Origin of the sequence: Phycicoccus avicenniae, assembly GCF_050496545.1 — a bacterium.
Lineage (GTDB): Bacteria > Actinomycetota > Actinomycetes > Actinomycetales > Dermatophilaceae > Phycicoccus > Phycicoccus avicenniae_A.
The window spans coordinates 37,136-49,194 of record NZ_JBNVZV010000020.1 but is presented as its reverse complement, the minus strand read 5'-3'; the positions used below and the strand labels follow the sequence as shown (position 1 = coordinate 49,194).

12 protein-coding genes are annotated in these 12,059 nt (G+C 73.4%); 4 read left to right on the top strand and 8 right to left on the bottom strand.

Annotated elements, in window-relative coordinates:
* Window positions 1-2: 2 nt before the first annotated feature.
* Together ACQZ2A_RS15750 and ACQZ2A_RS15745 are read right to left on the bottom strand one after the other, a co-directional pair.
* The gene (locus ACQZ2A_RS15750; RefSeq protein ID WP_430213014.1) at window positions 3-1,298 is read right to left on the bottom strand and encodes a hypothetical protein; all 1,296 of its coding nucleotides are present in this window, start codon (window positions 1,296-1,298) and stop codon (window positions 3-5) included.
* Between the two features lie 118 nt (window positions 1,299-1,416).
* Window positions 1,417-2,436 carry a hypothetical protein gene (locus ACQZ2A_RS15745; protein WP_430213011.1) on the bottom strand — a complete coding sequence of 340 codons (1,020 nt, stop codon included), beginning with the start codon at window positions 2,434-2,436 and terminating at the stop codon, window positions 1,417-1,419.
* A gap of 463 nt (window positions 2,437-2,899) precedes the next feature.
* Between ACQZ2A_RS15745 and ACQZ2A_RS15740 the strand changes: the two genes are divergently transcribed.
* Window positions 2,900-3,598, top strand: coding sequence for a dienelactone hydrolase family protein (locus tag ACQZ2A_RS15740; RefSeq protein ID WP_430213008.1), 699 nt, complete (start codon window positions 2,900-2,902; stop codon window positions 3,596-3,598).
* Window positions 3,599-3,648: 50 nt separating this feature from the next.
* On the opposite strand, the gene ACQZ2A_RS15735 is transcribed toward ACQZ2A_RS15740, so the two are convergent.
* The 3 genes from ACQZ2A_RS15735 to ACQZ2A_RS15725 all read right to left on the bottom strand — a co-directional run bounded on the left by ACQZ2A_RS15735 (window position 3,649) and on the right by ACQZ2A_RS15725 (window position 5,618).
* Window positions 3,649-3,930 carry a MazG nucleotide pyrophosphohydrolase domain-containing protein gene (locus tag ACQZ2A_RS15735; RefSeq protein WP_430213005.1) on the bottom strand — a complete coding sequence of 94 codons (282 nt, stop codon included), beginning with the start codon at window positions 3,928-3,930 and terminating at the stop codon, window positions 3,649-3,651.
* A 22-nt stretch (window positions 3,931-3,952) separates the two neighbouring features.
* Window positions 3,953-4,618 (bottom strand): LON peptidase substrate-binding domain-containing protein, encoded by a 666-nt coding sequence (locus ACQZ2A_RS15730; protein WP_430213002.1) that lies wholly within the window; start codon window positions 4,616-4,618, stop codon window positions 3,953-3,955.
* 64 nt (window positions 4,619-4,682) lie between these two features.
* The gene (locus ACQZ2A_RS15725) at window positions 4,683-5,618 is read right to left on the bottom strand and encodes an N-acetylglucosamine-6-phosphate deacetylase (protein ID WP_430212999.1); all 936 of its coding nucleotides are present in this window, start codon (window positions 5,616-5,618) and stop codon (window positions 4,683-4,685) included.
* An 83-nt stretch (window positions 5,619-5,701) separates the two neighbouring features.
* Here ACQZ2A_RS15725 and ACQZ2A_RS15720 point away from each other — a divergent pair, with 83 nt between their 5' ends.
* Window positions 5,702-6,403, top strand: a complete 702-nt coding sequence (locus ACQZ2A_RS15720) for a M50 family metallopeptidase (protein ID WP_430212996.1) — start codon at window positions 5,702-5,704, stop codon at window positions 6,401-6,403.
* A gap of 98 nt (window positions 6,404-6,501) precedes the next feature.
* Here ACQZ2A_RS15720 and ACQZ2A_RS15715 read toward each other — a convergent pair whose 3' ends face one another.
* Genes ACQZ2A_RS15715 through ACQZ2A_RS15705 form a run of 3 tightly spaced genes read right to left on the bottom strand, consistent with a single transcriptional unit; the run spans window position 6,502 to window position 9,547 of the window.
* Window positions 6,502-7,326: a carbohydrate ABC transporter permease gene (locus tag ACQZ2A_RS15715; RefSeq protein WP_430212993.1), complete on the bottom strand. Its 825-nt coding sequence runs from the start codon at window positions 7,324-7,326 to the stop codon at window positions 6,502-6,504.
* Window positions 7,323-8,291 (bottom strand): carbohydrate ABC transporter permease, encoded by a 969-nt coding sequence (locus ACQZ2A_RS15710; RefSeq protein ID WP_430212990.1) that lies wholly within the window; start codon window positions 8,289-8,291, stop codon window positions 7,323-7,325. The genes ACQZ2A_RS15715 and ACQZ2A_RS15710 overlap by 4 nt, the downstream gene beginning before the upstream one ends.
* A 5-nt stretch (window positions 8,292-8,296) precedes the next feature.
* A complete protein-coding gene (locus tag ACQZ2A_RS15705; RefSeq protein WP_430212988.1) occupies window positions 8,297-9,547 on the bottom strand; it encodes an extracellular solute-binding protein in 1,251 nt (416 codons plus the stop codon).
* A 208-nt stretch (window positions 9,548-9,755) separates the two neighbouring features.
* Between ACQZ2A_RS15705 and ACQZ2A_RS15700 the strand changes: the two genes are divergently transcribed.
* Both ACQZ2A_RS15700 and ACQZ2A_RS15695 read left to right on the top strand, forming a co-directional pair.
* Entirely contained in the window at window positions 9,756-10,997 is a 1,242-nt protein-coding gene (locus ACQZ2A_RS15700) for an ROK family transcriptional regulator (protein ID WP_430212985.1), read from the top strand.
* The gene (locus tag ACQZ2A_RS15695; RefSeq protein WP_430212982.1) at window positions 10,994-11,959 is read left to right on the top strand and encodes an ROK family protein; all 966 of its coding nucleotides are present in this window, start codon (window positions 10,994-10,996) and stop codon (window positions 11,957-11,959) included. Before ACQZ2A_RS15700 ends, ACQZ2A_RS15695 begins: the two co-directional genes overlap by 4 nt.
* The last annotated feature ends 100 nt before the right edge of the window (window positions 11,960-12,059 follow it).

Here is a 12,059-nt window from a genome sequence, read left to right as displayed (position 1 = left end):
GGTCACGCCCGCGCCCCCACCGGCAGCCGCCGGGAGGAGAGCACGAGCGCGGCGCCGACGAGCAGGAGCGCACCCGCGAGCGCGAGTATCAGCCCGCCCTCGAGGCCCGTCTGCGCCAGCATCTGTGCGGCCGGTGCCGCGGTGACGACGCCGGCCACGACGTCCTGCACCGCGGTCGGCGGGGAGGCCGAGCCGACCGGGGACTCCGGAGCGCCCGGGGTGCCGGGGTCACCCGGCGTCCCGGGGGTGCCGGGGTCGCCGGGGGTGCCGGGGGTGGCGGGGTCGCCGGGGGTGCCGGTCGTCGGACCCTCCGTCGTCGAGTCGCCGATGACCGAGCCGGCGTTGCCGCCGATGGTCACCGGGACGGAGATCGGGAGGCCGACCTGGTTGCCGCCGCCGAGCGAGTCCTCGCCCGTCGTGGAGCCGCTCGACCCGCCCGCGGTCGCGGGGGTGGTCGTCACCGCACCGGTGCTCGTGGAGTCACCGACGCCGGAGACGGCGTTGCCACCGACCGTGACGGGGATGCCGACCGGCAGGGCGACCTGGTTGCCGCCCAGGGCCGAGTCCTCACCCGAGGTGCTCCCCGGGCTCGTCGAGCCCGTCGACCCGGTGGACCCACCGCTCGTGGCCGCATCCTCGGAGTGCGAGTCCCCGAGCACCGAGATCGCGTTGCCACCGACGGTGATCGGGACCGAGACGATGCTCCCGAGCTGGTTCCCGCCGAGCAGCGAGTCCTCGCCGGTCGTCGAGCCACCCGTACCGGTGCCGCCGGTGGAGCCGGCCGTCGTGGTCGCTCCCTCGGAGTGCGAGTCCCCGATCACCGACACGGCGTTCCCGCCGACGGTCACCGGGATGCTCACCGGCGCCGTCACCTGGTTCCCACCCCCGGCGGAGTCCTCGCCCGAGGTGCTCGACGCCCCTCCGGCCGAGCCGCCATCGGTCGAGGCCTTGGTGCTCGCCTTCTCCGAGTGCGAGTCCCCGATCACGGAGATCGCGTTGCCCGAGACCGTCACCGGGATGCTCACCGGTGCCGTCACCTGGTTCCCACCCCCGGCGGAGTCCTCGCCCGAGGTGCTCGACGCCCCTCCGGCCGAGCCGTTCCCGGACGACGACGAGGTCGTCGCCTTCTCCGAGTGCGAGTCCCCGATCACGGAGATCGCGTTGCCGGCCGCGGTGACCGGTGCGGTCACCCGGCTCAGGACCTGGTTGCCCCCGAGGAGGGAGTCGGTGCCGGACGTCGTGTCGTCGGCGAACGCGGGACTGGCGAACAGGACGCCACCTCCCACGAGGAGGGCCACCTGGAGCCCTCTGCGTACGTGTGCATGCATGGCCGTGCTTCCTTTCCTGGCTGATCCGTGGAGCCCACGCGGACGTGGGGTCGTGCCGAGCGTCCGCGCGAGGGGACGCAGGGGCGGATCAGTCAGGGCTGAGGCCGGGGAGGAGGACGGGCCGGGGACCGACGGTCCTCGCGGTGCCGAGCACCGGCGCCGGCCGGCCGAGCGGGGGGAGCGGGTGCCGCGCGGTCAGGGCCGCGGCACCCGGTGCGCCACCGGGCCCGGAGATCGTGAGGGCGCCCGCTGCGCCGAGGCAGACGAGCGCGGTGAGGGCCCCGAGGGGAGCCGGGGTGTCGAGCAGCCGGTGGAGCACCGGCGCCGCCGCGGCGGGCACGAGGACACGGGTCGGGGACACCGGCGTGGTCAGGGTCCGCGCCACGTCGCCCGACGAACCGGCGGCCGGCGGGACGAAGGCGCCGCCCACCGCTGCGAGGGCAGGCACGGCGTCGGCGGTGGTGGCGCCCGTCGGGCCCACGGCACCGGCGTCGGGCCCCGACACCGTCGGCGGCAGGACGTGGCCGGGCGTCGGCACGAGCACGTCGGTGACCGGAGCCAGCACGTCGGTCACGGGGGTGAGCACGTCGTCGACGGTGGCGATGAGGTGGCCGAGCGCCGTGTCGGTGGTGTCGGCGATGTCGATCACGGTGTCGGACACCATGACCGACGAGCTGTTCAGGGTGTCGGTGACGACGGAGGTCGTGGTCGAGACGGTGCTCCGGGTCGTCCTGGTCGTCACGGCCACGACGTCGTCGACGGTCCCGGCCGCCGCCTGGACGGCGGGGGCGACGGGCGCCACGGGGACGACCTCCGTCGTCGTCCGCGAGAGGGCGGCCGTGGTGCCGGAGACGATGCTCGTGCCCCGGTCCACGGTCCGCTCGACCGTCGTGGTCACGGTCCCGGTCGCGGCGGTCGTGGTGCGGCTCACGGGGGCGAGGACGTCCGTGTCGAGGGTGCGGGCGAGCTGTCCGAGGAGGCCGCCCGACCGCGGCGCCGGCTCCTCGGCGTGGGCCTGCGCGGGGCCGAGGAGCAGCCAGGAGACCGCCACGAAGGCGGCCGCGAGGAGCAGCCGGACAGGGCTTCGCAGCACCGTGGACCGAGCCATCGGCGGACCTCCTCTCGTGCTCTCCCCTGCACGGACTTCGACCCAAGACATCACATCGGATGGGGCATTTCCAGCCTTCTCGGAATTCTTTGCCTGCGCTTTACCTCACCCTCCCGGAATGTCACGACCGCCGACGACAAATGTCATGGCGAGCGCCCGTCCCTGCGAACAACCGGTGCCGGTGTCGATGACAACGATGGACCGACCGGCCGCTCGGGATGGCAGCATTGTCGTGACGGTGTCACGAATACTGCTGTACACGAACTCTTTCCGGTTACGGCTGTCGCAGTGGAGCTCGCCCGCCATGGGTGTCCGAAGCCGCCGCCATGTGGTCCGCTTCCTGCCGATCAATGTGCAGGAAGGTGCCACGCCGATTTTCCCCGACATTGCGGTGGGTCCTCGGCCGAATGCAGCCCGCGGCCGAGAGGGACCGACCCCGAACCGACCCCGGCATACTGACCCCATGAGCGAGCCGATCCAGGTCCCGACCGAGGGCGGCGTGATGCCGGCCCACCGCTGGCTGCCCCCGGGCGGCACCGGTCCCGGCGTCCTCCTGCTCCAGGAGATCTTCGGCATCAGCCCGTACATCGAGCGGCGCGCCGAGGACCTCGCGGCGCTCGGCTACGTCGTCCTGGCGCCCGAGGTGTTCTGGCGGCTCGGCACGACCTCGGTCGAGAACGGACCCGACATGCTCGCCGAGGCGATGGACCTGCTCGGCCGGCTCGACTGGGACGCCGCCGTCGCCGACTCCACCGCGGCCCTGGACGTCCTGCGCGACCTCCCGGAGGTCACCGGGGGCGTCGGGGTGGTCGGCTTCTGCTTCGGTGGGGGCCTCGGCTACGCGGTCGTCGCGGGGCAGCCCGCCGACGCCCTCGTCTCCTACTACGGGTCGGCCCTCCCGAACCTCGTCGAGGCCGTGCCGTCGGTGTCCACGCCGTCGCTCCACGTCTTCGGCGAGGCCGACTCCTACCTGCCGATGGACGTCGTCGAGCGGATCCGGGCCGCCGTCACCTCCGGTGCCGCCCCGGCGGAGGTGCTCACCTACCCCGGTGCCGACCACGCCTTCGACAACGACGACTTCGTCAACCACGACGCCGCCGCGAGCGCCGACGCCTGGGCCCGCACCGAGGCGTGGCTCGCGCGCACCCTGCCGACCGGCTGACCGGCTGACCGGCTGACCGTCTGGCCGACGGGACCGGCGACCTCGTCGCGTCAGGGGCAGGTGCAGGGCGAGCCGCCGCAGCGCGGGCACCCGTGGGCGTAGCGCTCGACCGCCGCCGTCAGGTCGACGCCGGTCTGGTTGGCCAACGAGGCGACCCACGCCACGACGTCGGCGAACTCGTGCTCGCGCTGTGCCTGCGTGCCCTTGCGCACCGCCTGGGCCAGCTCGCCGACCTCCTCGGCCAGCCACGCGACCGTGCTCGGCACGCCCCGGGCCCGGTCGCGCTCACCGTAGGTGCGCTCGATGACCTCCTGGAGGCGGGCGAGGTCCATGCGCCGCACCCTACGCGAGGCCTCAGTTGAGCGACGCGCCACCGAGGTCCGGCGGGGTGGGCAGCGCCGCGAAGCGGTCGACGATGGCCGTCTCCCGGCCGAGCAGCGAGAGGACCGTGCGCAGCCGGGTCGCGGCGTCGGCGCCGTCGAGGACCCGCTGGCGGTCGGTCGGCTCGAGGACCATCCGCTCGGCCACGCGGTAGGCCACGTCACGCGGGCCCGCCTCGACCGGGTCGGCCGTCGCGCCGAGGGTCCGCAGGTAGGTGGCGTGCGCGGTCAGGACGCGCTGGACCAGCCGGGCCACCTCGGGGTCGTCGTCGACCGCGGGCTCGTCGAGCCAGGTGACGGCGCCGGTGATGAACGCGGTGCCGGCCGCTGCGTCGAGCGACTCCAGCCGGAAGCGTCGGGCACCGCGCGCCACGAGGTGCACCACCGTGCCGGCGTCCCCGCGCGCGAGGGCCATCGCGTCGACGCGCGCCTCGCAGCCGATCTCCTGGAGGTCGGTGGCCGCACCCTCGCCGACCTCGTGGCCGTGCCGGATGCGCACGATGCCGAAGCGACGCTGGTCCTCCGGCTCGCCGGCCAGGTGCTGGGCGAGCTCGAGGTAGCGCGGCTCGAAGAGCTGCAGGGGCATCCGCGCCCCGGGCAGCAGCACCCCGCCGAGCGGGAAGAGCGGCAGCGACTCCATGCCCCACTGTAGGCACGGCCCCGCACCCCGGGGTGCGGCGCGGTTCCGGATCGTGGGCGCGGTGTCAGGGCCGGGTGGTCGGCGTGAGACCGAGGGCCCGGGCCGGCGTCGTCGAGGCTGCGGTGAGGACGTCCGCCTCGGGCAGGCCCGCCACCTCGAGGCACCAGCGCACGCACTCACCGAGGGTCGAGGTGCCGCCGGCGATCGACCCGGTGTCGGTGGTGCGGGCCGTGCCCTCGGCGACGTCGACCTCGAGGCTGCCGAGGCGGTACCGGCCGTCGCCCAGCCCCGTGGCGGCCATCGCGTCGGAGACGAGGGCGACCGACTCGGGGCCGACCGTCTCGAAGACCATCCGCACGACCTCGGGCGAGACGTGCACGCCGTCGGCGATGAGCTCGACGACCGCCTCACCGCGCGCGGCGGCGGCGAGCGCGGCGGCCACCGGCCCACCGGCGCGGTGGTGCAGCGGGGGCATCCCGTTGAACAGGTGGGTGACCAGGGCCGGCGCGCCCTGGAGGGCGGCGACCTCGGCGAGGGTGCGGGCCGTCGTGCCGGCGTCGGCCTCGGTGTGCCCGACGGCGGGGCGGATGCCGTGCTCGACGAGCGCGCGGAGCAGGGCGTCGGCACCGGGCAGCTCGGGGGCGAACGTCATCTGGCGCAGGGCGTCCGGCGCGCCGGCGAGGGCGGCGGCCTCGGCGAGCCGCTCGACGAGGGAGGCATCGGGGGCGGCGAGCGCCGCGGGGTCGTGGGCACCCCGCCGCCCGTGGGCGAGGAAGGGCCCCTCGAGGTGGATGCCGGCCAGCGTGCCGTCGGCGACGAGGGGGGCCAGGGTGCGCACCTGCTCGAGGAGCCGGTCGAACGGGGCAGAGACGAGACTGGCCACGAGCACGTCGGTCCCGGTGGCCGCGTGGTGCGCGACCGCGGCAAGGGTGCCCTCGGTCGTGGCGCCCAGCTCGTGCCCGGCGGCGCCGTGGCAGTGGATGTCGACGAGCCCCTTCACGTCACGTGACGCTACCGGGTCGCGCCCGTCCGGCCGTCCCCTCCCGGCGGGCGCTCAGGTGCGGCCGCTACGGTCCGGTGCCCGTGGACGTCGGACAGCTCTGGGAGCGCCTCCGCCCGGTCGGCGAGGTGTCGCTCGACGGGCGGCCGGTGCTCGTCGTCCTCGTCGCCGCGCTCGTGGCCGTCGGGGTCGAGCCGGTGTGGCGCGTGCTGCGCCTCGGCGTCACCCTCGTCCACGAGCTCGGACACGCCGGGGTGGGCATCCTCTGCGGGCGCAGGTTCACCGGGTTCGTGCTGCGCGGCGACATGTCCGGTCACGCCGTGACCGTCGGACCGGCGCGCGGGTTCGGCCGGGTGGCCACCACCTGGGCCGGCTACCCGGCGCCGGCCGTCGTCGGGGCGGGCGCGGTGTGGCTCGCGGTCCGCGGCTGGGGACCGGTCGTGCTCGCGGCCGTCGTGGTGGTGCTGCTGGTCGCCCTCGTGCGCTCGCGCTCGCTGCTGACCGCGGTCGTCGTGCTCGTCGTCGGCGGGCTGACCGGGTGGCTCTGGTGGGCCGGCGCGCAGCGGGTGCAGGCCCAGGTGCTCGTGGGCGTCGGCATCGTCCTCGTCGTCGGCGCCTGGCGGCACCTCGGGGCGGTCGCCGGGTCGGGCGACCGCTCGGCCAGCGACGCCGCCGTCCTCGCCCAGCTGACGCGGGTGCCCCGGGTGCTGTGGCTGGCGACCTTCGCGCTGGTCTGCGCGGCCGCCACCTGGGTCGTCGCGACCACCGTCCTCCCCGCCCTCTGACCCGACTTATTGCCCAGAACCCACCTCGAGAGGCCACCTTCGGCGCCTCGGAGGTGGGTTACGGGCAATAAGTCGGGTGGTGTGGGGAGGCGGGGCGGCTACTTGACCGAGCCGGCGGTCAGGCCGCCGACGAGGTGCTTCTCGATGAGCGCGAAGAGAATGACGACCGGGACGACCGCGATGACCGACGCCGCGAACAGCTGGTCCCAGTTCTGCTCGTACCCCGTGACGTAGGAGCGGAAGCCGACGGTCAGCGGCTTCTTGTCGTCGTCGATCATCAGGGTCAGCGCGACGACGTACTCGTTCCACGCCGCGATGAACGTGAAGATCGTCGCCGTCACGAGTCCGGGGAGGGTGAGCGGCAGCATGATCCGGCGCAGCATCCCGACCCGGCCGACGCCGTCGAGCGCCGCCGCCTCCTCGACCTCGAGCGGGATCGAGGAGAAGAAGCCGTGCAGGATCCAGATCGCGAACGCGAGGTTGAACGCCGCGTTCGTGATGATCAGCGCGCCGTAGGTGTTGATCATGTTCAGCTCGAAGAACTGCCGGTACAGCCCGACGACGAGCGAGGTCGGCGCGAACATCTGGGTGATGAGCACGACGAGCAGGAACAGCCCGCGGCCCGGGAAGCGGTGCCGCGCCGTCATGTACGCCGCGGGGATGGCCACGACCACCACCACCGCCGTCGCCCCGAGCGAGACGATGAGCGAGGTGAGCAGCCAGTGCGGGAAGCGGCCGTCGGTGACGACGGTGAGGTAGGTGTCGAACTGCCAGATCCGCGGCAGGAACGACGGCGGCGAGGTCTTGACGTCGGTGCTCGTGCGGAAGCTGTCGAGCACCATGACGACGTACGGCGCGAGGAACACCAGCGCGATGACCGCCGCGCTGAACGCGACGAGCCGGGGCCGACGGGTCTTCGTCATCGCGAGGTCTCCTCCCGCCAGTTGACGATCTTCAGGTACACGAGGACGACCAGCAGGATGATCAGCACGTTGACGATGCCCGTGGCGGCCGACATCCCGACGTCCTTCTCCTGGCTCTTGAACGCGAGCTTGTACATGAAGGTGATGAGGGTGTCGTGGGTGAAGCCCGGGTTGCGGTCGTTGAGCGTGTAGATGATCGGGAAGCTGTTGAACACGTAGATCGTGTTGAGCACCGTCGCGATGAGCATCGCCGGGCGCAGCAGCGGGAAGGTGATCTGCCGCCAGCGCTGCCACGGCGAGGCGCCGTCGACCTCGGCGGCCTCCATGACGTCGTCGGGGATGGCGTTGAGCCCGGCGATGAACACGAAGATCGTGAAGGGCAGCGACACGAAGACGCCGACGACGATCATCGAGGCCATCGTGAAGCGGTCGTCGCCGAGGAAGCTGATCGGGGTGTCGACGATCCCCAGCGTCATCAGGACGTGGTTGAAGAGGCCGTAGTTGTCGTCGTAGAGCAGGACGAAGAGCTGGCTCGTGATGACCAGCGAGGCCGCCCACGGCACGATGACGGCCCAGCGCACGAACCGGCGCCCGGGGAAGTCCTTGACGAGCAGCTGGGCCAGGGCGAGCGAGATGACGATGGTCAGCGCGACGACCACGACGACCCAGACGACCGTGTTCTTCAGGACGACCGGCAGGTCCGGGTAGCTGAGGACCTTGGCGTAGTTGTCCCAGCCGGCGCTGCCCTTGTAGAGCCCGGTGATGGAGTACTCCGAGCGCGAGGCGCGGAAGAGCATGATCGCCGGGAAGAGGACCACCCCGATGATCAGGGCGATGGCCGGGGCGAGCCAGAGCAGCGCCACCGGGGCGCTGACCCGGCCGACCCCGGAGGACCGCCGCCGCTGGCGAGGTCCTCCGGGGGTCGTGCGGGCCGACGGCGCCTGGACGTCGTCGGTCGTCGTCACGTCGGTCAGCCCCCGGACTCGGCGGTCTGCTGGAGCTTGTCCAGGGTGGCCTTCGGGTCACCGGTGACGCCGCCGCCGAGGTTCTGCTGCACGGCGAGCTTGACCTTGTCCCACGTCGGGTCGTCGGTCGGGGTCAGCCGCGCGTTGGGCAGGGTGTCGAGGTAGACCTTGAGCTTGTCGTCCTTCTGGAAGAACTCCACGCCCGAGGTGGTCACCGGGAGGAAGCCCTCCTTCTCGATGAACGTGTTGATCTGGTCCTTCGAGTAGTAGAGCTCGTAGAACGCCTTGACCGCGTCCTGGTTGCCCTTCTTCTTGAAGGCCATGAGGTAGTCGGTGACGCCGAGGGGCTTGCTCTCGGAGCCGTCGTTGGTCGGGAACGGCGCGACGGCGTACTTGACGGTGCCGTCCTTGTCGAGCTCACCGGCGAGCGGCGAGAACCCGACGACCATGCCGACCTTCCCGGACTTGAAGAGGTCGAAGGCGTCGGCGCGGTTGGTACGGGCCGGGTTCGACTGCGTGAGACCGGCGTCGGTCATCTTCTTCAGGAAGGTCAGGGTCTCGACGCTCTTGTCGGAGTTGATCGACCACTTCCCGTCGGTCTTCCAGTCCCCGCCGTTGTTGAAGAGCCACATCGAGAACTCGCCCTGGGACTCCTCGGGGCCGAGCGGCAGCGCGTACCCGGTGTTGCCGGTGGCCTTGACCTTCTGGGCGTCGGCCTCGAGCTCGGCCCAGGTCTTCGGCGGGGCGCTGATGCCGGCCTTGGCGAAGAGGTCGGTGTTGTAGAAGAGCGCACGGGCGCTGCTGAGGTCCGGGAAGCCGTAGAACGTGCCGTCGTAGGTGCCGTACTTGACGAAGGTCGGGAGGATGTCGGACTTCACCTCGCTCGGCAGCACCTCGTCGGAGCCGTAGAGCAGGCCGTCCTTGGCGTAGCTGGCGTACGCGTTGAGGTTGAGGATGTCCGGCGGCTGGTTGTTCTGGATCATCGTCGAGGACTGCTGGTCGATGTTGTCCCAGCTGACGACGTTGACGTTGAGCGTGTAGCCGTACTTGCTCTTGTACTCCTTGGCGAACGCGTCCCAGAACGCCTTGGTGTTGTCCTTGGAGTACTCGGCCGCCATCAGCGTGATGGTCGTGGCCTTGTCCCCGCCGGAGTCGCCGCCGGCGTCACCCGCACCGGAGCCTCCGCCGCAGGCGCCGAGCAGCAGCGCCGGGACGAGCGCCCCGACCGCGACCGCGGCCCTTGTCGACTTCCCCATGTCACGTCCTCGTCTCTCTCGCGGGCACCCGGCGTCCGGGTCCTCGAGGTGGGTCGTCCGTGGCGCGCTCCCTCGGGACGGGGACCGGTCGCGGGGGGCGACCGTGCCCTCGAGCCCGTGGCCGAAACTCACCATGGACAGTTACGAATGATTCGTAAATAATCATGCCCGACCGCACCCACGTCAAGACCCCGGGGGAGGAAACCTCGTGAGCGACACCGCACCGGTGGCCAAGGGCCCCCACGTGCTGCGCGGCATGAACCGCGCCGCGCTCCTCGACGCACTCCGGCGCAGCGAGGGGGCGGTCAGCCTCACCGAGCTCGTCGCCCTGACGTCGCTGTCGCGGCCCGCCACCACGCGCTCCGTCGACGACCTCGTCGACCTCGGGCTCGTCGAGCGCAGCGCCTCGCGGTCCGGGGGAGCCGTCGGTCGCCCGGCGCAGCGGGTGCGCTTCCGACGCGAGCTGGGCTGTGTCGCAGGCGTCCAGGTGAGCGCCCACGAGGTGCACGCCGTGCTCGCCGACCTCGGCGGCACCCTCCTCACCGAGGTCCGGGTGGCGACGACGGCGGTCGCCGACGAGGTCCTGGAGGCGGTGCTCGGCGCGCTGCGCACCGTCGTGGCCGAGGACGCCTCCGCCACCGGGTTGTGGGCCATCGGCATCGGGACGACGGGCATCGTCGACACCGGCACGGGGCGCATCCGCACCGCCTCGAACATCCCCGGATGGAGCGCGCTGCCCGTCACCGAGCGGGTGGCCGAGGCCTTCGGGTGCCCGGTCCTCATCGACAACGACGTCCGCCTCGCGGCCCTGGCGGAACGGACCGTCGGGGTCGCGCGCGGCGTCGACACCTTCGCCTTCGTCCACTGGGACGAGCAGGTCGGCACCGGTCTCGTCATCGACGGCACGCCGTTCCGTGGGGCGACGATGGCCTCGGGGGAGCTCGGCCTGGTCGACGTCTTCCGCGACCCGGACCGGGCGACGCCGGAGGGCTCCCTCCCGCGCGAGGGCGTCCCCGGGCCGTTCGAGCGACGCGTCTCGACCCTGGCCGTCCGGGCGCTCGCCGCCGACCTCGCGACGCGCGACCCGCTGGTCGCGGACGCGCTGGCGGGCACCGACCCCGCTGACGTGCTCGGGGCGCTCGTGGGCGCCGCGGACGCCGGCAGCACCGAGGCGGCGGCCGCCGTCGAGCGGCTCGTCGGCTGGTTCTGCGCCGGTGTCGCGGCCCTCGTGCTCGTCGTCGACCCCGGCACCGTCGTCCTCGGGGGGCGCACCAGCCGCGTCGGCCCGCCCCTCGCCGACGCCGTGCGCGCCGAGCTCGGCCGCACGACGATGGAGCCGCCGCGCGTCCTGCTCTCGGGCCTCGGCGAGTCGGCCGTCGCGACGGGTGCCGTGCGACTGGCGCTCACGGCGGTCGACGTTCGCCTCGGCCACGCGGTGGCCACGCCGTGACGGCCGCGCTCCCGCGCACCGCCGGCTCCCCGACCGGCGGCCTGCGGGTCGGGATCGACGTGGGGGGCACGCGCACGAAGGCGGTCGCGCTGCGCGACGGGGCCGTCGTCGCCCGCCACCTCGCGCCGACGCCACGCGACGTCGGCAGGCGGCTCGGTCCGGTCGTGGCCGCCGTGCTCGATGCGCTGCGCGCGGCCGAGGGGTCGGGGTCCGTCGTCGAGCGGGTCGGTCTCGTCGTGCCCGGGGTCGTGGACGAGGAGCGCTGCCGGGCCGTGTGGTCGGCCAACCTCGGCTGGCGGGACCTCGATGTCGGCAGCGAGCTGGCGGGGCACGTCGAGGCGCCCGTCGTGCTCGGCCACGACGTGCGGGCGGGGCTGCTGGGCGAGCACCTCGCCGGCGCCGCGGCCGGGGTCGACGACGTCCTCTTCGTGCCCCTCGGCACCGGTCTGGCCGCGGCGCTGATGACGCGCGGCCGGGTCGTCCGGGGCTCGGCCTGGAGCGGGGAGATCGGGCACGTGCGGGTCCGCACCGACGGACCGCGCTGCGGCTGCGGTCGCCGCGGCTGCCTGGAGGCGGTCGCCGGGGCCCTGGCCATCGGCCGGGCGTGGCACGCAGCGGGTCGCGAGGGCGACGCCCGCGCGGTCTCGGCGGCGGTGGCTGCGGGCGACCCTGTGGCCCAACGGATCTGGACGGATGCCGTCGATGCCCTGGCCGCCGCGCTGGCGCCCGTCATCGCCACGGCGGGGACCCGCCTCGTCGTCGTCGGGGGCGGGCTGGCGGCCGCCGGCGAGGTCCTGCTCACCCCGCTGCGGGAGGCCCTCGCTGAGCACCTCCCGGACGCCGGTGAGCTCGACGCCGACCGCATCGCCGTCGTCCGCTCGGGCCTCGGCGAGTGGTCGGGGGCCGTGGGTGCCGCCCACCTCGACCCCGTGGTGGCGTCCGGGACCGCCGACCTGCCGTAGACTGGTCGTGGTGGGCCTGCCCGGTTCTGCAGCGGCCCACATCGATGTCGATGCCCTCGTGGCGGGTTTCCCGCTCACGGCGTCGCGGCCTCCGAGCCCC

Excerpts from the sequence above, each read along its gene's own strand:
- ACQZ2A_RS15745 (WP_430213011.1), bottom strand. The coding sequence starts at position 2,436 with ATGGCTCGGTCCACGGTGCTGCGAAGCCCTGTCCGGCTGCTCCTCGCG.
- ACQZ2A_RS15705 (WP_430212988.1), bottom strand. The coding sequence starts at position 9,547 with ATGGGGAAGTCGACAAGGGCCGCGGTCGCGGTCGGGGCGCTCGTCCCG.
- ACQZ2A_RS15740 (WP_430213008.1), top strand. The coding sequence starts at position 2,900 with ATGAGCGAGCCGATCCAGGTCCCGACCGAGGGCGGCGTGATGCCGGCC.
- ACQZ2A_RS15735 (WP_430213005.1), bottom strand. The coding sequence starts at position 3,930 with ATGGACCTCGCCCGCCTCCAGGAGGTCATCGAGCGCACCTACGGTGAG.
- ACQZ2A_RS15730 (WP_430213002.1), bottom strand. The coding sequence starts at position 4,618 with ATGGAGTCGCTGCCGCTCTTCCCGCTCGGCGGGGTGCTGCTGCCCGGG.
- ACQZ2A_RS15715 (WP_430212993.1), bottom strand. The coding sequence starts at position 7,326 with ATGACGAAGACCCGTCGGCCCCGGCTCGTCGCGTTCAGCGCGGCGGTC.